Raw genomic sequence first — 23,872 nt, forward strand, 5'->3', positions numbered from 1 at the left:
GTGCCGGTGGTGGCGGGGGAGTAGCTTTGTGCCGGCCCACTTGACTTGTTTCCCCCGCTGTCGACTGAATCTGCTTCTAGGGTAAGGTACCGCGGCCGCATCCGTGCCGCACACGCCGCCGAAGTGCCCCGGTGCTAAAATTCAGGCACGACCGCGGCGTACCGCGCAGCGGAACGTCCCGTGATCCCGGCTCCCGAACAGGCGCTGCGGGCGAGGGGCGCGACCGAACGCCGACCGACTTCAGCCGACAGATAGGATCCGCCCGAGATGAATGCGCCGGTGCCCGCGGTCCGGCCGATGCCGATCTCGAGGGAAGCGGTGCCGGAGCCGGAAGTGGACCGGCCGCGCAGCGCGATTCTGGCCGGATTCCTTGGCTCGCTATTCCTGATGATCGGCTCTGCCGGCATAGGCTGGCTTGCCCCCGCTTCGCCGCTGAGGCGGGTGGCATTCTTTATCTGGATGCGCACCGAAGCCGCCGGGGTGGCCATCTCGATCGTGCTGCTTTCCGTTGGCGGCATGCTGCTCGTGCGCGCGTGGCTCCGGCTCGGACAACGCGTTCGCGTCTGGGGGCCGCAGGCACGCAAGGCGACCCTGCAGGCTGTCGCCGCGTGGGGCGCTCCGATGTTCTTTTCGGTGCCGCTCTTCAGCCGCGACGTCTACGCCTACGTCGGCCAGGGACGCCTGATGGTGGAAGGGTTCAATCCCTACAAGGATGGCATTTCCACGCTGTCGAACTATTACCAGCTTGGCGCCGACAAAATGTGGACCGAGGCGCCGACCCCCTATGGTCCGGTCTTCCTCTGGATCGAGCAGTTCATTGTCTGGGTGACCCAGGTGCAGCCGGAAATCTGCGTGCTGCTGTTCCGCCTGGTCGCCTTGGTGGGGGTGGCGCTGTGCATCGTCTACGTCCCCCGGCTGGCCGAGCTGCACGGGATCAACCCGCACCGCTCCCTCTGGCTGACCGCAGCGAACCCGCTGTTCCTTACGACGTTCATTGCGAGCGTGCACAACGACTCATTGATGCTCGGCCTGGCGCTCACGGGGCTCTACTACGCCGCTGTCCGGCGGCCCCTGACCGGCATAGCCTTGGTCACGCTGTCCGTGGCGGTCAAACCGATCACCCTCATCATGCTGCCGTTCATCGGCATGCTCTGGGCCGGACGGGGCGCCGGGTGGGGGCGCAAGATCGCCTTCTGGGCCGCGACAGCAGCGCTCTCGCTGGGTGCTCTCTGGGCCCTGGGCCTGGTCAACGGCTTCGGCTTCGGCTGGATCAACGGCCTGAGCGCACCGGGCAGCGTCTGGATCTGGTACGCGCCGGTGGGCTTCATCGGCCTGGTGATCGCCAGCATCACCGACAAGTTCGGCCTCGACGGCTGGGTGCTCGCCGGCTACGCCTTCACCGCCGGCAAGGCGCTCACCCTCGGTGCGATTGCGTGGACGGTCTTCCGGGGCGAGCACCGCCGCATGGTGCGGCGCCTCGCGTACGCACTCGCCGCCGTCGTGCTGCTGGCCCCCATGGTGCAGGCCTGGTACGTGGTCTGGCTGATTCCGCTGTTCGCCGTCACCGGGATCCGCAACGACTGGCAGGTGAAGGCGCTGTACATCTCCGTGTCCTTCTTCATCATCTACGGCCTGGTCGACCAGCTCGACGTCTTTCCCTACCTGCAGACCGACGACCTGCGGTTCGCGCTCGGCCTCGCGCGCAGCGCCACAGCGGTCATCGCGGTGCTGTTTGCGATGTACCTGATCTTCGTCGATCCAAAGACGAAGCACTTGTTCCGCAAGGTCGACCAGCCCATGCCCCTGGACCCGGTGATCTGACTCCGGCCCCGCCGGACCTGTACTGGCCCTGCTTCCGCAGCAATACTGGGTGGATGGCGGCTTCTGCTGATGAACATGAGCTGGTGACCGAATTCGACGTCGCGCGGTGGGACCCGATTCCTGCCTCGCCGGGGGACGTGTCCAGTGCATGGTCCAAGGCCAAGGTGACCAAGATCTTCGACGGCGCGATCACCGGCACCAGCGTGGCCGAAGTGATGATCGTCGGGGGAGCGGACGGCGGCGGCTACCTCGCGACCGAGCTCTTCACCGGCAGCATCGGCCACCGCACCGGCAGCATGGTGATCCAGCACGGAGGGGTCTCGGACGGCATCGAGGCACGCAGCTTCGGCAACATCGTGCCGGACTCGGGAACCGGCGGCTTGGATGGCGTCCGCGGCGAGGCTGTGTACGACGTCGACGCCGAAGGCCGCCACACCCTCGCCCTGACGCTGAGGTTTGGCTAGGACCTGAGGGTTCAGCCTGCCGGGCTCGGCTGCTCGTCTTCCTGGGCGAGGTCCCCGGATCCGGGTTCGCCAGGGACAACCGGAACCGGGAGGACCGGCAGCAGTCCGGTCGCCGGCCGCGGGGCGCGCTTCTGGCTTTCGAGGGCCACCGCGGTCTCGACGGCCCTGCGGTATTCGGCGTCGGTCAGTACCCCCTTGGCGCGGTTGCGCTGCAATTCCTTCAATAGGCGCTCGGCTTTGATCGTCGCCGCCGTCACTTTGTCACGGGTCACACCAACCTCCTCGACTTAATTGATGCTAACGGCGGGAACCGGCCGGCGCCAGAGGTTTCGGCGATCCTCCCGCTCGTCGCGCGCGGCCGTAGGATCAACCGTGAAGAAGCGGCAAAAGGAGGCGGCATCATGAGTGTGACGGACGTCAGTGAGCAGCTGCTCTCGGCAGCGATTGAGCTCGAAAATGCGGCGCGAGACCCCCAGTCCTACCCGGAGTATCCGGCTATCCGAACCAACGTCGCGACCGCGCTGGAAACCATCGCCCGGGCGCTGGTCGAGTTCGAAGCGGCCGGCGACGGTGCAAGTGCGCGTTCGACGGAATGGTCCGCCAAGCTGGGAGACGTGGCCTCCGGTCTGACGGGGTGACGCCGGCGCCGCCGGCCGGCACTGTGTGAAAGAATATGCGCATGAACGCAGATAAGCGGTCCTGCGGGCTGGCGATTGACAGCGACTACGTCGAGTTGGCAGTCGAGATCTTCGCGATGCTCGCGGACGCGACCAGGGTCCGGATCATCCTGGCACTTCGGGACGGGGAACTGCCCGTGAACCAGTTGGCTGAAGCCGTCGGAAAATCGCCGGCGGCCGTCTCGCAGCATCTGGCGAAGATGCGCCTGGCGCGCATTGTCTCCACCCGCCAGGACGGCACCCGTGTCTTCTACCGGCTCGAGAACGAGCATGCGCGAACGCTCGTGTCCGACGCAATCTTCCAGGCGGAGCATGCCCTGGACCAGTCCCCGCGCCACCACCACCTCAACGAGGAGCCCGCCTGATGAGCGAGAACCCGACGCACGGCCCGGCATCACCGCCCGCAGGCCACGGGCATGACCACGACCATGACCACGGGCACGAACATGGGCATGACCACGACCACGGGCATGACCACGGGCACCACCATGACCACGACCACGGGCACGGGCATGACCACGGGCACCACCATGGGCACGGCCATGACCATGACCACGGGCACGAGCACCCGACGGGGCTCAAGGGCTTCCTGTACGGCTTGTTTGTGCCGCACAGCCACGACGCCTCGGACTCGATCGACGACGCGATGGAGTCGAGCAGCCAGGGTATCCGCGCCGTGAAGGTCAGTTTGGCGGGTTTGGGCACCACAGCGGTGCTTCAGCTGGTGATTTTCCTGTTCAGCGGCTCTGTGGCGCTGCTGGCGGACACCATCCATAACTTTTCCGACGCCCTGACGGCAGTCCCGCTGTGGATCGCCTTCCTGCTGGGACGCAGGGCCGCGAACCGCCGGTACACGTACGGCTACGGGCGGGCGGAAGACCTCGCCGGCCTGTTCATCGTGGCGATGATCGCCCTCTCCTCGATTGTGGCCGCGTGGGAGTCCATCGACAGGTTCTTCCATCCGCACGGGCTCTCGAATCTAGGCTGGGTCTTCGCAGCCGGGCTGATTGGCTTCGCGGGAAATGAGCTGGTGGCCGTCTACCGCATCCGCGTCGGCCGACGCATCGGCTCCGCCGCGCTGGTAGCCGACGGGCTTCACGCGCGCACTGACGGTTTTACCTCCCTCGCGGTGGTGCTTGGGGTGATCGGTGTGTGGCTGGGCTTCCCGCTGGCCGATCCGATCGTGGGCCTGCTGATCACGGTGGCCATCGCCGTCCTGCTCTGGGGGACGGCCCGTGACATCGGCCGCAGGCTTCTCGACGGCGTCGACCCGGACTTGGTTGACAGGACCGAGGAAGCAGTGCGGCTGCTCCCGGGCGTCGACGCCGTGCACACGGTAAGGCTTCGCTGGCTGGGGCACCGGCTGCACGCGAACCTCACGGTGGTGACGGACCCTGGGATGAGCGTCAGCGCCCTCCACGAGCTCGAACATGCGGCCGACGGGGCGCTCCGCCGCGCTCTGCCGGGCCTGGATTCCGTCACCCTCAATCCCGTTCCGTCCGGCCACTGATTATAATTTTGCGAAAACAACCGTGATGCAGATGTTTGCGTAAGGGCAACGTTTATCTGCGAATTCCAGCCAAATTTGGGCTGAATTCAGCGCCATTCAGCCCACCTACGCGCAGGACGTCAGCCAAGGTATCCGCCGCGCGAAAAAGCGGCGCGCCGAATTGACTAGTGGGGGCCGGAATCTGGTGATATCTTTCACCTGAACACCGAGCGCGGAAAAGCATGACGGGATTGGTCTCCACGTCATGTCGCGGCAGGGTGTTCTTCTAAATATGAAACGGTCTTGGGGGTCTCAACGTGAATCAAGCCGAGCGCAACCGCTTGGTTGTCGACAACCTGCCCTTGGTAGGTTATCTAGTCGCCGAAGTATGTGCCAAAGCATCTCATCTGTCCCGCGACGATCTGGCTTCCGCCGGGGCGCTGGCCTTGGTTACGTGCGCTGAGTCGTACAACCCGGAGCTGGGGATCCCCTTCGGCGCCTTCGCGCGGCGCCGGATCATCGGGGCGTTCGCGGACGAGATGCGCGCCAGCGACTGGGCCACCAGGTCGGTCCGCCGCCGGATCAAAGAGACGCTGGTCGTGCAGGAGGCGCTCACGGGTGCACTCGGCCGGACCCCCTCTGTTGACGAGATCGCGGCGGCACTGGGAGTGGACCGCAGCGTTGCGGATGAAGCCCTGACGGACGCCGCTCGCAGCGTCACCCCGCTGGATCACGCAACGACCGAGTACCTGGCCGCGGATGTGGCGACGCCGGAGGGCTCGGTGCTGGATGCCGAGCGGCTCGGCTACCTGCGCGAGGCCGTGGCGGCGCTGCCGGAGAAGATGCGCTACATCGTCGAGCAGATCTATTTCGAGGACCGCACGGTCAAGGAAATCGCCGCAGAGCTCGGATCCACTCACTCGGCAGTGTCCCAGCAGCGCGCGGAAGCGATCCGGCTCATGCAGGATGGGTTCAGTGCGCACTACTCGGACGAGCCCGGCACGGACCGGGCGCCGCAGTCCCGGATCGCTCCGCTGCGCCGCAACGCCTATCTCGCCGCAGTCGCAGAGCACACGCTCGGCGGCATCACCCGGGTGGTCAGGGCTGTCGAGCCGGTGTTGAATTCCGCCTCCTGACCGGCCCACGCCGGCACATCAACTGGGATTCGGACACAAGGTAGGCTCAAAGAGTGCTGGTACTGACACGCAAAATTGGCGAGAAGCTGTTGATCGGCGAGGACATCGTCGTGACCGTTCTCGATGTGCGGGGCGACAACATCCGCCTGGGAATCGACGCCCCCCGCGGCGTCACCATCCAGCGCAGCGAAGTGATCGAAGCCGTCTCCAATGCCAACCTTGCCGCGGCCCAGGCCGCGCCCGGGGCTGAGGAAGAGCTCAAGAACCTTCTCGGCCGCGTCGCCGCCGTCGACGCGCCGCGCCCCGGCGCTCCCGGTGCCGGCACCGCCGAAACCGGCAAGTAGCCCCCGGAAGCCCCCGGCGCCCGGGCGCGGGCACGGGCGGTCCAAGCCCGGCGCGAGCTGGACCCGACAGTCGCCGCGTGGGCGCTGATGGGGATCGGCGAGCTGATCGGCATGCGCTGGGTGCTGTGGGAGGACCCGGAGCAGCCCGCCGCAGGCCCGCGTGAAATTCCGCCGCAGGTGTTTGAGGAAATGATGGGTTTTATCGAACGTGCCCTGGCCCCCGAAGGGGCGCAGGCCGGCAACATGGAGGAGAAGAAATGAGCGCACAGCCGCAGACATCTGCCGGCGATACCCAGGGGCAGGGGCAGGGGCCGTACGCCGGCGCCGCCGACGAGGGCAGGTACCGCACGGCGGACGTGCCGGTCGAGGGCGGCGCACTGCGGGTCGGCATCTGGGACCCGGATTCCGGCGCCGAGCCGGCGCTGACGGTGCTGGCCATCCACGGCATCACCGCCTCGCACATGGCGTGGGTTGCGTTCGCCGAGTCAATGCCCGAGGCGCGGATCATTGCCCCGGACCTGCGCGGGCGCGCCCGGAGCAATGCGCTGCCGGGACCGTTCGGAATGCACACCCATGCCCAGGACGTGGCGGCCGTGCTGCGCGCCCTCGCCGGGCCGGAGCCCGTCGTCGTCGTGGGCCACTCGATGGGCGCCTTTGTCACGATGACGCTCGCCGGGAAGTACCCGGAGCTGGTCGCGTCCATGGTGCTGGTGGACGGCGGCCTGCCGCTGGAACTGCCGGAAGGCATCTCCGGGGAGGACGTCATGAACTCGGTGCTCGGGCCCGCTGCGGCGCGGCTGAGCATGACCTTTGAAAGCCGGGCGGCCTACCGGGATTTCTGGCGCAAGCACCCGGCCTTTCAGGACTGGAACGAGGCCATTGCTGCCTATGTGGACTATGACCTCGAGGGCGCGGAGCCCGCGCTGCGGCCGTCCTCGAACATTGAGGCGATCGCGGCTGACGCCGGGGACCTGTCCATCGGTGCGGTCGTTGAGCAGGTGCTTGCTTCCCCGCCCGGGCCGATCAGCTTCCTGCGGGCACCGCGGGGACTGCTGAACGAGGAGCGGGCGCTCTACACCCCGGAATACCTGCAGCAGTGGATAGCCTCCGCACCCGCGATCCGCGCCGAGGACGTCGACGACGTGAACCACTACACGGTCATCATGAGCGACGCCGGCGTGGAGCGGGTGGCGGCGGCCGCGCGCCGGAGTTAAGCTGCCGCGCGCTGGCGCTAAGCCGAAAAAAGTCAACAGTCTGTGCCAAATGGCACTACTCGTTGATGGCGCGCCGGGGAGTGGGTATGGTGACAGCACCAAGCAACTGACGGCCGACGGGTGCTGCAGGGCAGCGCAGCCCCGCGGCGGCGGCCGGGCACAGAAAACGGCTGGCGCGATAACCGTCGCGCGGCGCGAGGTCAGCCACACGACGAAGGGTCGGTTATGGCTGCTGCCGGCGAAGGCCCCGACAAAGACAGGCCCGTCACGGACAAATCCGACACTGACAAGCCCGACACTGACAAGCCCGACAAGGGCAGGCCCGGGAAAGACAGCGAGCGCAAGGTGCTTCTGCCGCTCTCCGGACCCCGGCTGGAACAGATGGTCCAGGACTTTGTCGCGCGCGCCGACGAGCTGATTCAGGCCCAGCAGCGCATGCAGTCGCTTCTCTCCGCCGTCGTCTCGCTCGCGGAGGATCTCAGCCTCGAAGCCGTCCTGGACCGCGTGGTGCACTCCGCCTGCCAGCTCATCGGCGCGCAGTTCGGCGCCCTCGGCGTGATCGGAGACCACGAGGAGCTCACGCACTTCATCACCGTCGGGATCGATGAGCACGAAGCGTCGCTGATCGGTGAGCTGCCGACCGGCAAGGGTGTTCTCGGGCACCTCATCCGGGAGCCGCGCCCGCTGCGGCTGCATGATTTGACCCGGCATCCGAAGGCTGCCGGTTTCCCGCCCAATCATCCACCCATGCGGTCCTTCCTCGGCGTGCCGGTCATGGTCAGGGGAACCGTGTTCGGCAACCTTTACCTCACCGAGAAGCGCGGCGGGGAAGACTTCACCGAAGAGGATGAGGTGCTTGCCATCGCGCTCGCAGCGGCGGCCGGCGTAGCGATCGAGAATGCCCGACTGTACGAGGAGGCCCGACGCCGGCAGCGCTGGCTGGAGGCAGGGATGGATGTCAGCGGCCGCCTCATGGCCGCGAATCCGGAGGGAGCGGCCAGCGGCCTGGAACTGATCGCTGAACGCGCGCTGCGCGAATCCGAGTCCACCTTGGCGCTGATCGCCGTTCCGGAAGCGGGCGGCACGCTGCGCTGTGTGACCTCGGTGGGCACGCAGGCCCTGTCCGCCGGCCAGTCGGTGCCGGTGTCATCCCCGGTGATCGCGCGCGTGCAGGAGTCGGGGGAGTCCGAATCCGTCAGCGAAGCCGCCCAGCTCATCGGGGCGGGAGAGTCCGACAAGCTCGGCCCCGCGCTGGTCGCGTCGTTGCGGCACCAGGGCACCGAGGGCGGGGTCCTGGTGCTGGCCCGCGGGCGCGGCGCCATGACGTATTCACCGACCGATGTCGAGATGAGCGCGGTGTACTGCTCACGGGCGGCGCTGGCCCTGGAACTCGCCCGCGCCAACCGGCTCCGCGAGCAGGACGTGGTGTTCACCGACCGGGACCGAATCGCCCGGGACCTGCACGACGTCGTCATCCAGCGGCTTTTCGCAGCGGGACTGAGCATGCAGAGCCTGCGCCGGTTCACCACCGACGGCGTCGCCCTGGAGCGCATCAACACCGTCACCGGCGAACTGGACAGCACCATCCGGGAGCTGCGCGACACCATCTACTCGCTGCGGCGCGGAGCCGGGTCGGAGGCATTCAGCTCCCGGATCCTGAGCACCGTGCAGGAGGTGACGAAGTCGCTTGCCCTCACCCCCCATCTTGACCTCGCGGGGGAGATCGACACCGCAGTACCGGACGCCGTCGCCGAGCACCTGTTGGCGGTGTTGTCCGAGGGGCTGAGCAACGCGGTCAGGCATTCCGGGGCCACAGCCATCGATATCACCGTGGCGGAGGCCGCCGGCAGCGTCGAAGTGCTGATCACTGATGACGGTCGCGGCTTCAGCCGCCCCGCGCGGCGCAGCGGACTGGCCAACATCGAGCAGCGTGCCCGGATCCTTGGCGGCGAGCTGGCGGTGGACAGCCGCCCGGGCCACGGCACCCGGCTGAGATGGACCGTGCCGCTAGGCTGACCGCCGCCCCACTGAAGCAGCGAACCGAGGAGTACACCCATCACGGATTCAACGGCACTAAGCCTGGCGGGCATGGTGCTCGACGCCCCCGACGCCGGCGAGCTGGCGGCCTTTCACCAGCGTCTGCTGGGCTGGCCGTACGGTGCGAACGAACCCGGATGGGTGACGCTGCGGCCGCCGGCGGGCGGCGCGGGCCTGTCGTTCCAAAGCAACGACGGGTATGTCCGCCCGGTATGGCCGGCCACGGCCGGGAGCCAGCAGATGATGGCCCACCTGGATATCGCCGTCGAGGACCTTGCGGGTGCCTCCGCGCACGCCCTTGCGGCGGGAGCTGCGCTCGCCGGCCACCAGCCCCAGGAGGACGTCCTGGTGCACCTTGACCCGGCAGGACACCCGTTCTGCCTGTTCGTGCGCGCCTGACGGGTGGGTCTGGCAGGGCCAGCCTTCTCCTTACGCGGACCCGCGGAGCCCTTATAGCCTCAAAGTATGGAATTCAGATATCTAGGCAACAGCGGTTTCAAAGTTTCGGAAATCACCTACGGCAACTGGCTCACGCACGGCTCGCAGGTCGAGAACGACGTCGCCACCCAATGCGTGCGGGCAGCGCTCGACGCCGGCATCAGCACCTTCGACACAGCGGATGTCTACGCGAACACGGCCGCGGAATCCGTGCTCGGTGCCGCGCTCAAGGGCGAGCGGCGCCAGTCCCTGGAAATCTTCACCAAGGTCTTCGGCCCCACCGGACCGAAGGGCCACAACGACGTCGGGCTCTCCCGCAAGCACATCATGGAGTCCATCGACGGGTCGCTGCAGCGGCTGCAGACCGACTATGTGGACCTGTACCAGGCTCACCGCTTCGACTACGAAACCCCGCTGGAAGAAACCATGCAGGCGTTCGCCGACGTCGTGCGGCAGGGCAAGGCGCTGTACATCGGCGTCAGCGAATGGACGGCGGACCAGATCCGCCAGGGGGCAGCTCTGGCCAAGGACCTGGGCTTCCAGCTGATCTCCAATCAGCCGCAGTACTCGATGCTGTGGCGCGTGATCGAGTCCGAGGTGGTTCCGGTGTCCGAGGAGCTCGGGCTTTCGCAGATCGTCTGGTCCCCGATCGCGCAGGGTGTGCTCTCGGGCAAGTACAAGCCCGGCCAGGAGGCTCCCGCCGGCAGCCGCGCCACCGATGAAAAGGGCGGCGCGAACATGATCAAGCGCTGGATGTCCGAGGATGTCCTGGCCGGGGTGCAGAAGCTGGCTCCGGTTGCCGAGGAGGCCGGACTGGACATGGCGCAGCTCGCTATTGCCTGGGTGCTGCAGAACAAGAACGTCGCCTCTGCGATCATCGGAGCCTCGCGTCCCGAACAGGTCGCCTCCAACGTCAAGGCGGCCGGGGTCACACTCGACGCCGGCATCATGGCCAAGATCGACGACGCGATCGGCTCCCTGGCCGAACGTGATCCGGCGAAAACCCACGACAGCTCGCCCAAGACCCGCGAAGCCTAAGGAGATCCAATGAAGATTGCTGTTACCGGCGGGAGCGGAAAGCTCGGCCGCAGTGTTGTGAAGCGGCTGGCCGACGAAGGCCACGACGTGATGAATTTCGACCGTTACGGGGAGCGCGCGCCGGGCTTCCTGCAGATTGACCTGAGCGACTACGGCCAGGTGCTGGACGCGATCCTCGGCGTGGACGACCGCCACTCCGGCTTTGACGCCGTCGTGCATCTGGGGGCCATTCCGGCGCCGGGGATCATTCCCGACGCGGCCACGTTCCACAACAACATGGTCTCCACCTACAACGTTTTCCAGGCCGCGCGCCGCGGGGGAATCAAGCGGATTGTCTACGCGTCCAGCGAGACGGTGCTCGGGCTGCCGTTCGACATCGACCCGCCCTACATCCCGGTCGACGAGGAGTACCCGGCGCGCCCGGAGAGCACCTACTCGCTGGTCAAGCACCTCGAGGAGCAGATGGCGATCCAGCTCACCCGCTGGGACCCTGAGCTGAGCATCACCGGCCTGCGCTTTTCGAACGTCATGGACCCGGAGGACTACGCAGCATTCCCCTCCTTCGATGCGGACGCCCTGAAGCGTAAATGGAACCTGTGGGGCTACATCGACGGACGGGACGGCGCCCAGGCGGTCCTCCGCGCGTTGGAGAACGCTCAGCCGGGCTTCGAGGCCTTCATCATCGCGGCGGCGGACACGGTGATGAGCCGCTCGAGCGCGTCACTGGCAGCCGAGGTGTTCCCGAACGTCACGGTCACCAAGGAGGTCGGGGAACACGAAACCCTGCTCTCGATCGATAAGGCCAGGCGGCTGCTCGGGTACGAGCCCAAGCACAGCTGGCGGGACCACGCCGGTCAGGGCTGACCTGCCCTGACGTCCGGTCCCTCAGGACGCGGCGCCTTCGGCCTCCCGGCCGGGGGCGCCGCTTTCGTGCACCACGAGCACGGGACATCCGGCATGCTCAGCACAGGCCGAACTCACGGAGCCGAGCAGGAGCCCGGCGAAGCCTCCATGGCCGCGGGAGCCGACGATGAGCATCGCCGCCGGCCGGCTCTCCTCCAGGAGCACCCGGGCGGCCTGTCCGCGCAGTACCCGCCGTTGCAGTCCGTCCGGGACGGCTTCGCCGAAGGCCTCCGTGACAGCCTCATCCAGCGCGGCGGCCGCGTCCTGCTCGGGGTTCCAGTCCACGGGCGGGTAGGCGCCGAAGGCCGATTCAGCCGGGAACTCCCATGCCGCGACCGCCGCAATGGAAGCCCCGAGCGTCGGCGCAAGCCGCCCCGCCCACCGCAGGGCCTGGACCGAGGGCGCCGAACCGTCGACGCCGACCACGATCACAGCTTGCGTGCCTGCCTCAGTGCCTGCCGAAGGTTGAGGAACGCTCATGATGCCCTCCGCATCCGTAGGACCGATAGGACTCGTCAGCGGCCTGTCTTCTCCAGCGATGCCTTGGCCGCCTCAACCAGGCGCAGCGCTTCCTCAAGCGCCTCGCGCTGTTCGGAGGACGGAGACGCGCCGTTGAGCACCTGGTCAACGTTGAGCGTGTCGTGGGCATGGTCCAGCATGCTGCACGCACGTCCCCGAACATCTTCAAACCGTGGAGCGCCCATCCTCTGTTCCTCCGCTCGTTCCGAGGGTTTTTCCTGCCCCTATCATGCATCCTCAGCGTGAGGATTTGCCTTAGCCGCGTCAAAGATCGCCTCAAGAGCGTCATCCGGGCGGCCCGGGCGCGGTCTGTGAAGGACCCGGCGAGTACTGCCCCGCAAAACCAAGTAGTGCACGCGTAGCCCCCGCGAAAATACGAGTAGCCGCCCCCGTTGTGTGCGTAGCCGCCTACCGTACATTCTGGGACTACTCGTCCGCTGGGGACGAGGAGGTGCCTGCGAAGGTGCCCCACGGGTCTCTCGAAAGAATCGTGCGATGTCTCTTCCAACGGTCTCGATTACCTCTCTGCCGGCGGCCGGCGTGCATGCAGCGGGCATGCAGCGTCGGCGCCCCTGTGCCGTCGAGGGGCCGCCAGCGACGAGGCAAGTAAGCGACCGGAGCTTCCGCGCCGTCGTCATCGAGGATGACGCGGACATTCGCGGCTTGGTGGTCCTGCTGCTCAGCCAGGCAGGTTTCGTAGCCCACGAGGCCGTCAACGGCGCGCAGGGGATTGCACTCGTGGAGCAGCACCGGCCGCAACTGGTCACGGTGGACATCGGGCTGCCTGACCTCGACGGCACCGAGGTCAACCGGCGGCTGCGGATCTTCAGCGACGCCTACATCCTGATGCTCACCGCCCGAGCCGAGGCGGCGGAAGCCGTCCGCAGCCTGGCCTCGGGCGCCGATGACTACCTGGCGAAACCGTTCAAGCCGGAGGAGCTCCGGGCGCGCGCCGCAGCGGTACGGAACGGCCGCCTGCGCCAGCCCGGCGCCGCCCTGTCCCGGGTGGCGGGTGAAGCGCTGAGGCTTCCGGCCTGAGGGCTGCCGCTACCCCGAACCGTACAGTCGGTGGCTCGTCTCCAACATCGCGGCATGGACGAACGCCTGCGGCAGATTGCCACGCAACTGCCGCTGGCCGACGTCGTATTCTTCGGTGAACAGCCCTGGGGAGCCGCAGGCGGCGCGGTTGCGTTCGAACCGCCGGAACGCCTCCAGTTCGTCGCCTTGCCGGTGAAGGGCCAGCGCGAGATTGAATCCGCACAGCAGGAAGGCGCCCTCCGCCTCAGCAAGCGGGCGGTCATCATGCCGGAACCTGTACACATACTCCTGTTCCTCCAGCTCGGAGCGGACCGCCTTGACCGTGGCCAACGACCGCGGGTCCGTTGGGGCCACGGCCCCCCGGATGGCGGGCAGCAGCAGGGAGGCATCCAGGCGGGCATCCGTGGGCGAGCGCTGCCAGCGGCCGCTGGGGTGCACGGAGGTGGCGGCAGTCCTGGCCAGGATGCGGTCGGCCAGTTCGTCCCAGCGGCGCGCCTGGGAGCGGGGCGCGAACCGGGCGATCGCCCGAAGGCCCGCGACGCAGGTCAGCCGGGAGTGCGTCCACCGCTCATTGTGCAGTTCCCAGATCCCCGCGTCCGGCTCCCGCCACCGGTGCTCGATTCCCGCGGCCGCCTGTTCGGCGGCCTTCCACTGGTCCGGAGCCAGAGGACCGTGGCCGGCCGCGGCGGCGAACAGGAGCAGCGCCTCACCGAAGTTGTCCAGCTGGAACTGTTCGTTCACCCAGTTGCCGACCTTGTCGGAACCCCCCGGGTAGCCAGGAAGGTCAAGGGACCGCTCATCCGGGACCCGTCCGAGGGACACCGTGTAGGCGGGCTTGAGGTCGGCTCCGTCCGCGAGCAGCCGGTCCGCGACGAAGCCCACCGACCTGCAGAACAAGGCGGTCGCCGACCCGGCCCCGGTGGCCATACCGGCGTAGCACTGGTCCCGTATCCAGGCGTAGCGGTAATCGTAGTTGCGTTTCGCCGCGGCCCGCTCCGGAAGCGCCATGGTGGCCGCGGCCACCATCGCTCCGGTGGAGCTTGTCAGGCCGTGCAGCACGGCGTACGACTGCCGGGCATCGACGGGACAAACAGTGTCCTGCAGGTCCGGCACGGCCGCGGCCCATTCCCGTTCGGTGGACTCCCACAAGGCACCGGCTGCGGGAAGCATGGCCGGGAGGGAGGCGGCGGAGAGCTCCAGCACCAGGTCGTGCTCACGGCCGGGGGACAGGGCCAGTTCGGCAGTGAGTCCGTCCCCGTCCAGCGTCGCGCCGGCCAGACCGCTCAAGCGCACGTGCAGGCCGCCACCGCTCCCGGCCCAGACACCGCCGTCGCGCCTGAGCGGTATCCGGTCGCGGCCGAAGCCGGGCCGCGGATCGAACCTCACCCGCACGGGCGCTGTCCCTTCGAGCACCCGAAGGCGCCGCAGCAGGACGGCCCGGTCCTTGTCGGACGGCAGGGCCAGGGCTTCCCGGCATTCGACGATGCCGCCGGTAGTCACCCAGCGGCTGCGCCAGATCAAGGCGCCGTCCTCGTACTGGCCGCCCCACACCATCCGGGCGTCCCTGGGGGTAACGGAGAAGACGCCCCCGCCCCCGATCAACGAGGAGAAGACGGCGTCGTCGTGCCACTGCGGGGCGCACATCCACGCGATGTCGCCCCTGGGGCCGATCAGCGCTCCGCGCTCGCCGTCCGCGAGCAGCGCGTATTCCCGCAGGACCTGTACCGGCACGGTGTCCTTCATCGGCGCCGCCGCAGCAGGGACTCGCTCGCCGCCACCACCCCGAGGCCGAGGAGGAAGACGGCCACCACGCTGGCCACCGCGAGATAGCCCAGCAGCTGCTCGCGGTGCTCATCCCCGGGAGGGGGAACCTGGGTCTGGCGGCCCCCTGCCCCGGGTGCGGCCTCGGCCGGTTCCGGGTGCGGCCGCTCGTGCACCATCTTCCGGATCCTTTCATCCGGGACGGGTGAGACCTTGTCGGCCTGCGCGGCAACCTCGAAGTCCAGGATGTAGGGCTTGCCGTAGGAAGCTTCGGTGGCCACGGCATCCACCCAGAGGTCCGGCTGCTGCGGAAGGCCCCGGCGCCGGAACTCGCCCCGCAGCAGTCGGCGGATCTCGGGGACCCGCTTTCCCCGGCCTTGCTTGGCGACATCGAAGATCGCCAGTTGCCGTTCCACGGCGCGGCTGTTGCCGCGGTCGGTGCTTTCCACGGGTTCGGTCCTCTCGTTGGTTGTGGTGGGGAGGGTCATCTCCGGTACTGCCTCGAATCCGCTTCGCGCAGTTCCAGTCCGTTGCCGGGCCGCCCGTCGTCCGGGCGGACCGAGCCGCCCGCAGGATCCAGGGCGCCGTCGAAGAACATGTCCTCAATGCGGACGTGGTCGTGGAACCATTCGAGGTGCCGGAAATTGGGGACGGCCGCTGCCGGTGCGGCGGCCAGGTTAGGGGCGCAGTGCCCCGAGACTTGGAGACCGGCTGCCGCGGCCACGGCGCTCGCGGCCAGCCATTGGGTGATACCTCCGCAGCGGGTGACGTCCACCTGGAGGCAGTCGACGGCGTCCGCGGAGCACATCCGCGCGAAGTAGAACAGGTCGGTCCCGTACTCGCCGGCGGCGACGTCCGCGCTTACCGCCCGCCGCACTTGGGCCAGGCCCTCCAGATGGTCGCTGGATACGGGTTCCTCGAACCACTCGATTCCCTCCGCGGCGGCCGCGTCGAAGACGCGAACCGCCTGTTTGGCCGTATAGGCGCCGTTGGCGTCCACGAAAAGGCTCGTGTCCGGCCCGACGGCGTCCCGGGCCTGCCGGATCCGGGCCAGGTCCCGGGCCACATTCCGCCCCCGGTCCTCGCCGATCTTGATCTTGACCCGCGGAATGCCCTGGCCGTGCGACCAGCCCTCCAGCTGGCTGCGGAGCCGGTGCTCGTCGTAGCTGGTGAACCCTCCGCTGCCGTAGACGTCCACCGTCTCCCGGACGGTGCCGAGCAGCCGGTGCAGCGGCAACCCGAGCACCCGCGCCTTCAGATCCCAGAGGGCACAATCCACCGCGGAGATTGCGTAGGCGCAGGCACCGGTGCGGCCGGCGTTGCGGACAGCGCGGGCCATGGCCTCTGCCGCCGCCGGGATGTTGAAGACGTCCAGGCCGGAGAGCGCGGGTTCAAGCAGGTCCTTGATCAGCGCCGCGCAGGCGGCCGGTGCATACGTCCAGCCGATGCCGGTGGCGCCGGCGGCACGGGCCTGGACGAGCACCATGGTGGTGGCATCCCAGGCAAACGTTCCGTCGGCCTCCGGTGCGTCGGTCGGGACGGTGTAGACCGAGACATCCAGCTGACCGAGCGTCGGCCCGTCGGTTGTCATCGCCGCTCACCCCTCCTTGTGCGGGAGGAATTCCTGCGCCTTGGTCTTCACGCCCTCCTTGATGATGCCCCAGGCGCTGTCGTCGCCCTTGAGGACGGCCTTCGCGCTGTTCACCGCCTGCTCCAGCGTCGCATGCGGCGGGATCGGCGGGATATCCGGGTCCGTCCGCACGTCAAGGAGAGTGGGCCGGTCCGAAGCCAAGGCCTTCTCCCAGGCGGTTCCGAGGTCCTCGGGGGAGTCGACCCTGATGCCCTGCAGGCCCAGGCTGGAAGCGAAGGCGGCGTAGTCGACGTCGGGCAGGGCCTGCGATTCCCGGAAAGGCGGTGCGCCGCCCATCGCCCGCATCTCCCACGTGACCTGGTTCAGGTCATCGTTGTGGAGCACAGCCACGATGAGCCGCGGATCCTGCCATTCCTGCCAGTAGCGCTGGATGGTGATCAGCTCCGCCAGGCCGTTCATCTGCATGGCGCCGTCGCCCACGAAGGCCACCACGGGCCGCTGCGGGTGACCGAACTTCGCGCCGATGGCGTAGGGGACGCCGGGCCCCATGGTCGCGAGGTTGCCCGAGAGGGAGCCGCGCACCGTGCCGCGGAACTTCAGCTGGCGGGCATACCAGTTGGCTGCGGACCCGGAGTCCGCCGTGACGATGCAGTCGTCCGGCATCCGGTCGGAGAACTCGGCGAACAGCCGCATGGGGTTCACCGGGTCAGCCTCCACCATCGCCTCCTTCCGCATCGTCTCCCACCAGCGGCTGATTTTCGACTCAAGATCCTCACGCCAGGAGCGGTCCTGCTTGCGCTCCAGATGGGGGATCAGGGCGCGAAGGGTAGCCGCCGCGTCGCCGACGATATTGAACTCATAGGGGTAGCGCAGGCCGATCATGCCGCCGTCGATGTCGATCTGCACCCCGCGGGCCTGCCCCTCCTTGGGCATGAACTGCGTGTAGGGAAAACTGGAGCCGACGGTGAGCAGGGTGTCGCATTCGGCCATCATTTCGTAGCTCGGGCGGGTGCCGAGAAGGCCTATGGACCCCGTGACATACGGCAGCTCATCCGGCAGCCCGTCCTTGCCGAGCAGCGCCTTCGCGACACCGGCCCCCAGCAGGTCGGCAACCTGCATCACTTCCGGCGCGGCGTCGCGCGCGCCCTGGCCGATCAGCATGGCAACCTTGTGCCCCTCGTTCAGCAAGGCCGCTGCGCCGCGCACCGACGCGTCGTCGGGCTGGATTTGCGGCCAGGCCACCCCGCGGCTGGAAGGGACCATTTTGAACTCATGCGACGGCGGCGTGTACTCAAGTTCCTGGACGTCCGAGGGGATGATGATCGCCGTCGGTGCGCGCCGCGAATGGGCGATGCGGATCGCGCGGTCCAGGACGTTGGGCAGCTGCTCCGGTACCGTCACCATCTGCACGTAGTCGGACGCCACGTCCTTGAACAGGGCCAGGAGGTCAACCTCCTGCTGGTAGGACCCGCCCATGGCGCTGCGGGCGGTCTGGCCGACGATGGCGACCACCGGGACGTGGTCCAGTTTCGCATCGTACAGGCCGTTGAGCAGGTGGATGGCGCCGGGGCCGGAGGTGGCCATACAGACGCCCACTTTGCCGGTGAACTTGGCGTAGCCGACCGCCTCGAAGGCGGCCATCTCCTCATGCCGCGCCTGAATGAACTTCGGCTGGTTGTTCGCCTTGCCGAAGGCCGCGAGTGTGCCGTTGATGCCGTCGCCGGGGAAGGCAAAAACCTTCTCGACGTCCCACTCGCGCAGCCGCGCCAGCAGATAGTCCGCCACTGTTTGGGATGCCATGATCATTCTTCCTCTCGGTTGGCCAGGCTGGCGGCCGCCCGCGCCGCGACGGCCATGATGGTCAGCGCCGGATTGGCGCTTCCCTGGGTGGGCAGCACGCTGCCGTCGGTGATGAGCAGGTTCGGCACGGCGAAGCTGCGGCAATTGCGGTCCACAACCCCGTGCCTCTCGTCGGCCGCCATCCGCGCCCCGCCCACCAGGTGGGCGAAACGCTTGATCGTGATCACTTCGTCGGCGCCGGCGGCGCGCAGGATCCGTTCCATGACGCCCTGGGCCGCGTCCATCAGCTGCCGGTCGTTGTCGCACTGGCTGTAGCTGAACCGCGCCACTGGCAGCCCATGGCGGTCGGTTTCCTCGGCGAGCGTCACCCGGTTGCCTTCCAGCGGCAGGAACTCGCAGAGCGCGCCGAGGCAGGCCCAGTGCGGGTAATCGCTCATGTAGCGGCGGAGGTCGGTGCCCCAGTGACCCTGCGCCGCGACGTGCTCCGCCCAGGTGATGGGCAGCGGGGAGACGGTCTGGATGGAGAATCCCCGCTTGTACGGTTTGGTGGGATCGGTCTCGTAGAAGTCCTCGGTGCTGACTTCCGGCGGGGGCGCCTTGAACATGCGCACTTCGGCGTCGAACCGTCCGGCCGTCTGCGGCGCGCCCTGCACCATCAGGTAGCGGCCCACCTGGTCGAAGTCGTTGCACATGCCGTCGGGGAAGCGCGCCGAGCGCGAATTGAGCAGCAGCCGGGGGGTCTCGATGGAGTACCCGGCGACGGCGACCATGCGGGCGCGCTGGAAGTGCTCGGTCCCGTTCCGCAGGTAGTGCACGCCGGTCGCCCGGCCGGTTCGCTCATCGAACCCGATGCGGCTGACCATGGAATCGGCGCGGACTTCCGCGCCGTGCGCCAGGGCATCCGGAATGTGCGTGATCAGCGGGGAGGCCTTGGCGTTCACCTTGCAGCCCTGCAGGCAGAAGCCGCGGTAGATGCAGTGCGGCCGGTTACCGAAGCGGCCGTTCGCAATGGCAACGGGGCCTACTTTCGCCGTGATGCCGCAGGCGCGGGCGCCGCGCAGGAAGAGTTCGCCGTTTCCTGATACCGGGTGCGGCCGGTGGGGGTAGCTGTGCGGATCTCCCCAGGGCCACGGTTCCCCGGCGACCGGAAGTTCCGCCTCGATGTCCTCGTAGAACGGTTTCAGATCGGAGTAGGACAGCGGCCAGTCGGCGCCCACGCCGTCCGCGGTGTGCGTGCGGAAGTCGCTGGGATGGAAGCGCGGGGTGTACCCGGCGTAGTGGACCATGGAACCGCCGACGCCGCGGCCGGAGTTGTTCGAACCCAGCGGCACCGGATCGTCCCCGGCGATGACGCGCGGTTCCGTCCAGTAGAGGTGGTGCGAGCCGGCTTCGTCGCTGACCCAGTCACGTTCCGGGTCCCAGAAGGGGCCGGCGTCGAAGGCAACAGCCCGCCAGCCGCGGCGTGCGAGGCGCTGCACCAGGGTGGAGCCGCCTGCTCCGCATCCGACGATGGCGATGTCGATCTCGTCGTCGTCGGCGAAGCGCCGCATGTCCGCCCGCAGCTGATGGTTCTGGCCCGGGTGGGGCGGCAGCAGCCACGCGGATTCGTTCCGGTCCCGGACGGACGTCATGACCGGGCCCCTCTCGACACCGGGTCTTCGGCCGGATGGGCGTCCGGCACCTCAAACGGCTCAGGCCTGTCCACCCCGAGGTTCTTGTAGCCGCGGGGGTAGGCGGGCCCCGGGAAGCCGATTTCATCCCAGGCCCACGGGTGGGAGTAGAAGGCTGTGCAGGCGTAGCGCGTCCACAGGCTCCATACATGCGAGGCCGGGTAGCCGTGCCAGTCGTCCTGGCCACCGGCCTGCACCCGCTGCAGGATCGCCCGCTGGGCGTCGGCGTCCGCCTCGACAAATCCGGAGCCGGAGCCCGCGCGGGCTTCGTCGTCGAGGGCGGCGAGTGTGGCGCGCCAGGCCTGGGGGTCGGGGTCCATGCCGTCGTAGTGCCAGCCGTCGGTCTCGCCGTCGGCGAGGCGGGCGTCCACCAGTTCGAGCACGGGCACGCGCGGCTCGCCGGTCTGGGCCAGCAGCAGGTCGAACAGTGCCTGCGCCAGAGCCTGTTCGCGGGCGGCGAAGAAGCGGATGCCGGGCGGATGTTCGACCCTCGCCAGCACCACCTCGGTGGTGGCCGCGTCCCAGTGCGGGGACTGGTCCAGGGTGCGGAAGCCGGGGTAGCGCCCGCCGCCGTCGGCCGGGCTGAGCGGCAGGCTGCTCATTTTTCCCGCCTCAGCACGGCGGCAAGCAGTCCCATGCCGCCGACCATGGTCACCAGCAGGGGCGCCAGCAGCGGCGGCCCCATCTCCATGTTGTAGCGCAGATTGGAGAAGCCCCCCGGCTTCTGGGCAATACCCCGCGCGTGCAGATAGGTTCCCTGCAGGCCGTTGGCGACGATGGCGGCGCTGGCCAAGGGCAGCGCGGTCTTGGCCATGCGGCGGCTGAAGACCCCTGCGACACCGGCCGCGGCAGCCACCGGACCGAGTGCCACGGGCAACCACATCATTTTGTTGCCGAAGCTGGCCTTGTCGTGCTCGAAGTAGATCTCCGCCGCGGTCACCAGCGCGCCGACGGCGGTCAGCCCCGAGAGGGATCTTTCGAACCTTCCGGTTTCGACGTTGCGTACCAGGCGGTCCACGCCGTGCACGGGCACGGCCGGCAGCTGAGATTTCTTCATTGCGACCTCCGGTGGCTGAGGGTTGATCCGAGGGTGAATTCGGCAGCAGAGAACACCAGCGCGAGCACAGCGTTCACGGTGGCGGCCCTGCGCCGGCGGCGGTCCGCCGCGGCGAGTGCGAGCATGGTGACGGCGTGAATCAGGTCCACCGTTCCGCCTACCCGGTGTGCGGCCGGACCCCGGCCGCTGGTGAGCGCCGCCTGCACCAGATGGCGTGCGCCGAGGATGCGGATCACCACCTTGCTTCGGTGGTCGGCGGCATGGCCCAGCAGGCGCCCTTCGACGGCGTCCGGCGCGAGCAGCTCCCCGGCGCCGTACCCGGCGCGCAGGAACTCCAGCGGGCTCACCGCGCTGCCTTCCGCAGCAGCCAAGCCCCCGCTGTGGCGGCCGTGCAGAGCAGGGCGGCGCCGGCGGCGCCCACAACGCCGTGGTGCTGTGAAGCCCACAGCTGCGAACTGCGGTCGGTCGACTTGGCGTCAAAGATGCCGTGCGTACCGAAGTCGCGTTCCTGGTCCGCCGGTTCCCAGAGGTTGACGGGCTGGTCCGGGTCACGCTTTTGGGAGGTCTGCTGGGATTTGAACCCGGTCTTGGCGAGATAGCGGTCCAGCAGGCCCGGGGCAACCGCGTTCGCCAGGAGGGTTCCGGCCGTGCTGCCGCCGACCCAGTATTCCCTCCGCTGCGGATGGCTGGCGGCGTAGACCACGCCCTTGGCAGCGACTTCGGGCTGGTAGATCGGAGGTACCGGCTGCGCATGGTGCGGAAGCCGGGACAGCACCCAGGAGAACTGCGGAGTGTTGACGGCAGGCATCTGCACCATGGTGGTTGATATGCCGCTCCGATCGTGGAGCAGCTCGCAGCGCAGGGCCTCGTTGAACCCCTGGATGGCGTGCTTGGCCCCGCAATACGCGGTCTGCAGCGGGATGCCCCGGTAGGCGAGGGCGGAGCCGACCTGCACGATGGTTCCGCGATTGCGCGGACGCATGTACTTCAGCGCCGCCATCGTTCCATAGACGTAGCCAAGGTAGCTGACTTCGGTAACGCGCCGGAACTCCTCCGGCTGGATTTCGGTGAAGGGCGAGAACACCGAGGTGAAAGCCACATTGACCCAGACATCGATCGGGCCGAGTTCCCGTTCCACGCGCTCAGCGGCTGCTTCCACGGCCGCGGCGTCCGCTACGTCCACGGAGACGGTCAGGGCCTGGCCGCCGGCTGCTTCCACTTCCCGGGCGGCTCCTTCAAGGCCTGCTTCGCCCCGGGCGAGCAGGGCCACTGCCGCCCCTTCCCGGCCAAAGGCGATCGCGGACGCTCGTCCGATCCCTCCTGTGGCTCCGGTGACAACGACGATCCTGCGGCCTGTGCTCATCGGGACTGCTCCTTCGTTACGGGGTCCTTACTAAGCTATCCAAGTTCGTTGCGAGTGCGCAATAGTATGTACCCTTAGAAAAACCTGAAAGTCTCTTCCCAACCAAAGGAGCGAGTCGATGCCCCCTTTGTGGCTCACAGTCCTGGCCTGGATCTTCCTCGCCGCCGCATTCGCCAGCGCGGCCGTCATCCTCGTCGACATCTACGCACGGCGGTACCGCCTGCGGATGCGGGTGATGGAGGCAGTGTGGCCGGTGACGGCCTTGTACTTCGGCCCCGCCGCGGTCTGGGCCTACTGGCGGTTCGGCCGGGTCACGAGCCGCAAATGGCTGGAAGAGAAAGGCCTTGAGGAGCCCCCGGAGAAACCCAAGTGGGCCACCGTAGCCGTGGGTGTGAGCCACTGCGGAGCGGGCTGCACCCTCGGCGACATCATCGCCGAGTTTGCCGTGTTCGGGCTCGGCCTCAGCATCGCCGGCACGGCCCTGTGGTTTGAGTACGTCGGAGACTACCTGCTCGCCGTCGCGCTTGGCCTGGCCTTCCAGTACTTCGCCATCGCCCCCATGCGCGGCCTGGGCTTCCGCAAGGGCATCGCAGCAGCGGCGAAGGCGGACATCCTCTCGCTGTCCGCCTTCGAAGTGGGCCTGTTCGGGTGGATGGCCCTGATGTCCTTCGTGTTCTTTCCCGCGCCCCACCTGCACCCCGATTCGCCCGTCTACTGGTTCCTGATGCAGATCGGGATGATCATCGGTTTCGCCACCGCGTGGCCGGCCAATGTCTGGCTGATTCGGCGCGGCATCAAGGAAGCTATGTAGCGGGCGCAGGCTCCTGGCTGTTGTGGCCGCGGCGGGCCGTTTCGCCTGCGGCGGTCACCCCCAGGGTGCACAGCGCCGACAGCATGACCCCGAGACCCAGGTGGAACTGCAGCAGCGCGGCGCCGGCGGCGGCCCCGGCCATGATCGCCCCTACGGCCCATAGACGCCGGCCGCCGTGGGTGCCCGTGTTCGCTCCGAACCGTGAGTCCGCCGCCAGGCCGGTGAGGGTCGAGGTGACGACAACGGTGGTGACCTCCTTGACACTCAGGTGCCGCGCCGTGGCCGCCTGCAGCCCCATCGCCGAGGCGAGCGCACCAGTAATGACGTAGCGGGCCAGCTCTACCTGGTCCATCCGGGCAAACAGGGCGACGGCGACGGCAGCCATGACGGCAGCGACGCAGGACAGCAGACCGGATGTGCGCAGGCTCCAGCCGGAGGCTTCGTCCCTGAGCGTGCGGCCGGCCACCAGTGCTCCGAGCAGGAAGCAGCCGAGCGCGATCGCCGGGCCCAGGACGGGCAGGCCACCGGCGCCGGTGAGGGCCATCGCCAGGATCACGACGTTGCCCGTCATGTTGCCGGTGAACACCCGGTCCAGGCCCAGATAGCCCACGGCGTCGTTGACTCCGGTCGAGAACGTGAGCACCAGCATCAACACGAGGTGGACGCGGGGCTGGTGGGCGGAACGGAGTCGGGTAATCATG

Annotated in this window: 28 protein-coding genes; 15 read left to right on the forward strand and 13 right to left on the reverse strand. The window is 68.2% G+C overall.

The features are described from left to right. Positions 1 to 267 precede the first annotated feature (267 nt). Positions 268 to 1,821, forward strand: a complete 1,554-nt coding sequence (gene mptB, locus KIH31_RS14300) for a polyprenol phosphomannose-dependent alpha 1,6 mannosyltransferase MptB (protein WP_374224886.1) — start codon at positions 268 to 270, stop codon at positions 1,819 to 1,821. A 53-nt stretch (positions 1,822 to 1,874) separates the two neighbouring features. Then, entirely contained in the window at positions 1,875 to 2,285 is a 411-nt protein-coding gene (locus KIH31_RS14305; protein ID WP_214427808.1) for a DUF3224 domain-containing protein, read from the forward strand. 11 nt (positions 2,286 to 2,296) lie between these two features. Here KIH31_RS14305 and KIH31_RS14310 read toward each other — a convergent pair whose 3' ends face one another. Beyond that, entirely contained in the window at positions 2,297 to 2,557 is a 261-nt protein-coding gene (locus KIH31_RS14310) for a hypothetical protein (RefSeq protein ID WP_214427809.1), read from the reverse strand. 129 nt (positions 2,558 to 2,686) lie between these two features. Here KIH31_RS14310 and KIH31_RS14315 point away from each other — a divergent pair, with 129 nt between their 5' ends. The 11 genes from KIH31_RS14315 (at position 2,687) to KIH31_RS14365 (ending at position 11,522) form a co-directional block, all read left to right on the forward strand. Continuing rightward, positions 2,687 to 2,923, forward strand: coding sequence for a hypothetical protein (locus tag KIH31_RS14315; protein WP_214427810.1), 237 nt, complete (start codon positions 2,687 to 2,689; stop codon positions 2,921 to 2,923). 41 nt (positions 2,924 to 2,964) lie between these two features. Beyond that, positions 2,965 to 3,327, forward strand: a complete 363-nt coding sequence (locus tag KIH31_RS14320) for a metalloregulator ArsR/SmtB family transcription factor (RefSeq protein WP_214427811.1) — start codon at positions 2,965 to 2,967, stop codon at positions 3,325 to 3,327. Next, positions 3,327 to 4,472 carry a cation diffusion facilitator family transporter gene (locus KIH31_RS14325; RefSeq protein WP_214427812.1) on the forward strand — a complete coding sequence of 382 codons (1,146 nt, stop codon included), beginning with the start codon at positions 3,327 to 3,329 and terminating at the stop codon, positions 4,470 to 4,472. The genes KIH31_RS14320 and KIH31_RS14325 overlap by 1 nt, the downstream gene beginning before the upstream one ends. A gap of 296 nt (positions 4,473 to 4,768) precedes the next feature. Continuing rightward, the gene (locus KIH31_RS14330; protein WP_214427813.1) at positions 4,769 to 5,587 is read left to right on the forward strand and encodes a sigma-70 family RNA polymerase sigma factor; all 819 of its coding nucleotides are present in this window, start codon (positions 4,769 to 4,771) and stop codon (positions 5,585 to 5,587) included. 53 nt (positions 5,588 to 5,640) lie between these two features. Continuing rightward, positions 5,641 to 5,931 (forward strand): carbon storage regulator CsrA, encoded by a 291-nt coding sequence (gene csrA / locus KIH31_RS14335; protein ID WP_214427814.1) that lies wholly within the window; start codon positions 5,641 to 5,643, stop codon positions 5,929 to 5,931. 87 nt (positions 5,932 to 6,018) lie between these two features. Further along, a complete protein-coding gene (locus tag KIH31_RS14340) occupies positions 6,019 to 6,192 on the forward strand; it encodes a hypothetical protein (protein ID WP_214427815.1) in 174 nt (57 codons plus the stop codon). Further along, positions 6,189 to 7,145, forward strand: a complete 957-nt coding sequence (locus KIH31_RS14345; RefSeq protein ID WP_214427816.1) for an alpha/beta hydrolase — start codon at positions 6,189 to 6,191, stop codon at positions 7,143 to 7,145. The genes KIH31_RS14340 and KIH31_RS14345 overlap by 4 nt, the downstream gene beginning before the upstream one ends. Before the next feature lie 225 nt (positions 7,146 to 7,370). Next, positions 7,371 to 9,161, forward strand: a complete 1,791-nt coding sequence (locus KIH31_RS14350) for a GAF domain-containing sensor histidine kinase (protein ID WP_307857661.1) — start codon at positions 7,371 to 7,373, stop codon at positions 9,159 to 9,161. Positions 9,162 to 9,233: 72 nt separating this feature from the next. Then, on the forward strand, positions 9,234 to 9,581 hold the full coding sequence (locus KIH31_RS14355) for a VOC family protein (protein ID WP_214427817.1): 348 nt from the start codon (positions 9,234 to 9,236) through the stop codon (positions 9,579 to 9,581). 66 nt (positions 9,582 to 9,647) lie between these two features. Continuing rightward, complete coding sequence (locus KIH31_RS14360) at positions 9,648 to 10,658, forward strand: aldo/keto reductase family protein (RefSeq protein ID WP_214427818.1); 1,011 nt, start codon at positions 9,648 to 9,650, stop codon at positions 10,656 to 10,658. 9 nt (positions 10,659 to 10,667) lie between these two features. Further along, entirely contained in the window at positions 10,668 to 11,522 is an 855-nt protein-coding gene (locus KIH31_RS14365) for an NAD(P)-dependent oxidoreductase (protein ID WP_214427819.1), read from the forward strand. 21 nt (positions 11,523 to 11,543) lie between these two features. On the opposite strand, the gene KIH31_RS14370 is transcribed toward KIH31_RS14365, so the two are convergent. Beyond that, positions 11,544 to 12,041 carry a universal stress protein gene (locus KIH31_RS14370; protein WP_214427820.1) on the reverse strand — a complete coding sequence of 166 codons (498 nt, stop codon included), beginning with the start codon at positions 12,039 to 12,041 and terminating at the stop codon, positions 11,544 to 11,546. Positions 12,042 to 12,076: 35 nt separating this feature from the next. Continuing rightward, positions 12,077 to 12,220 carry a hypothetical protein gene (locus KIH31_RS14375; RefSeq protein WP_214427821.1) on the reverse strand — a complete coding sequence of 48 codons (144 nt, stop codon included), beginning with the start codon at positions 12,218 to 12,220 and terminating at the stop codon, positions 12,077 to 12,079. 355 nt (positions 12,221 to 12,575) lie between these two features. On the opposite strand from KIH31_RS14375, the gene KIH31_RS14380 reads away from it, so the two are divergent. Then, positions 12,576 to 13,118, forward strand: a complete 543-nt coding sequence (locus KIH31_RS14380; protein ID WP_250546018.1) for a response regulator transcription factor — start codon at positions 12,576 to 12,578, stop codon at positions 13,116 to 13,118. A gap of 9 nt (positions 13,119 to 13,127) precedes the next feature. Here KIH31_RS14380 and KIH31_RS14385 read toward each other — a convergent pair whose 3' ends face one another. The 9 genes from KIH31_RS14385 to KIH31_RS14425 are packed head-to-tail and all read right to left on the reverse strand — an operon-like array spanning position 13,128 to position 22,360. After that, a complete protein-coding gene (locus KIH31_RS14385; RefSeq protein ID WP_214427822.1) occupies positions 13,128 to 14,861 on the reverse strand; it encodes a glycoside hydrolase family 15 protein in 1,734 nt (577 codons plus the stop codon). Beyond that, complete coding sequence (locus KIH31_RS14390; protein ID WP_214427823.1) at positions 14,858 to 15,328, reverse strand: hypothetical protein; 471 nt, start codon at positions 15,326 to 15,328, stop codon at positions 14,858 to 14,860. The genes KIH31_RS14385 and KIH31_RS14390 overlap by 4 nt, the downstream gene beginning before the upstream one ends. A gap of 35 nt (positions 15,329 to 15,363) precedes the next feature. Further along, positions 15,364 to 16,470 (reverse strand): enolase C-terminal domain-like protein, encoded by a 1,107-nt coding sequence (locus KIH31_RS14395; RefSeq protein ID WP_214427824.1) that lies wholly within the window; start codon positions 16,468 to 16,470, stop codon positions 15,364 to 15,366. A 6-nt stretch (positions 16,471 to 16,476) separates the two neighbouring features. Beyond that, entirely contained in the window at positions 16,477 to 18,270 is a 1,794-nt protein-coding gene (locus tag KIH31_RS14400) for a thiamine pyrophosphate-requiring protein (protein WP_214427825.1), read from the reverse strand. A 2-nt stretch (positions 18,271 to 18,272) separates the two neighbouring features. Continuing rightward, on the reverse strand, positions 18,273 to 19,901 hold the full coding sequence (locus KIH31_RS14405; protein WP_214427826.1) for a GMC family oxidoreductase: 1,629 nt from the start codon (positions 19,899 to 19,901) through the stop codon (positions 18,273 to 18,275). Further along, positions 19,898 to 20,542 carry a gluconate 2-dehydrogenase subunit 3 family protein gene (locus KIH31_RS14410; protein ID WP_214427827.1) on the reverse strand — a complete coding sequence of 215 codons (645 nt, stop codon included), beginning with the start codon at positions 20,540 to 20,542 and terminating at the stop codon, positions 19,898 to 19,900. The genes KIH31_RS14405 and KIH31_RS14410 overlap by 4 nt, the downstream gene beginning before the upstream one ends. Beyond that, positions 20,539 to 20,997 (reverse strand): hypothetical protein, encoded by a 459-nt coding sequence (locus KIH31_RS14415; protein WP_214427828.1) that lies wholly within the window; start codon positions 20,995 to 20,997, stop codon positions 20,539 to 20,541. The genes KIH31_RS14410 and KIH31_RS14415 overlap by 4 nt, the downstream gene beginning before the upstream one ends. Continuing rightward, positions 20,994 to 21,344: a hypothetical protein gene (locus KIH31_RS14420; RefSeq protein ID WP_214427829.1), complete on the reverse strand. Its 351-nt coding sequence runs from the start codon at positions 21,342 to 21,344 to the stop codon at positions 20,994 to 20,996. The genes KIH31_RS14415 and KIH31_RS14420 overlap by 4 nt, the downstream gene beginning before the upstream one ends. Continuing rightward, on the reverse strand, positions 21,341 to 22,360 hold the full coding sequence (locus tag KIH31_RS14425; protein ID WP_214427830.1) for an SDR family oxidoreductase: 1,020 nt from the start codon (positions 22,358 to 22,360) through the stop codon (positions 21,341 to 21,343). Before KIH31_RS14425 ends, KIH31_RS14420 begins: the two co-directional genes overlap by 4 nt. A 118-nt stretch (positions 22,361 to 22,478) precedes the next feature. Between KIH31_RS14425 and KIH31_RS14430 the strand changes: the two genes are divergently transcribed. Further along, positions 22,479 to 23,171, forward strand: coding sequence for a DUF4396 domain-containing protein (locus tag KIH31_RS14430; RefSeq protein ID WP_214427831.1), 693 nt, complete (start codon positions 22,479 to 22,481; stop codon positions 23,169 to 23,171). On the opposite strand, the gene KIH31_RS14435 is transcribed toward KIH31_RS14430, so the two are convergent. After that, entirely contained in the window at positions 23,164 to 23,871 is a 708-nt protein-coding gene (locus tag KIH31_RS14435; RefSeq protein ID WP_214427832.1) for a YoaK family protein, read from the reverse strand. The two genes, KIH31_RS14430 and KIH31_RS14435, sit on opposite strands and share 8 nt — an antisense overlap. Position 23,872 lies beyond the last annotated feature (1 nt).

The sequence above is a fragment of the Paenarthrobacter sp. DKR-5 genome, from assembly GCF_018531425.1.
Classification (GTDB): Bacteria; Actinomycetota; Actinomycetes; order Actinomycetales; family Micrococcaceae; genus DKR-5.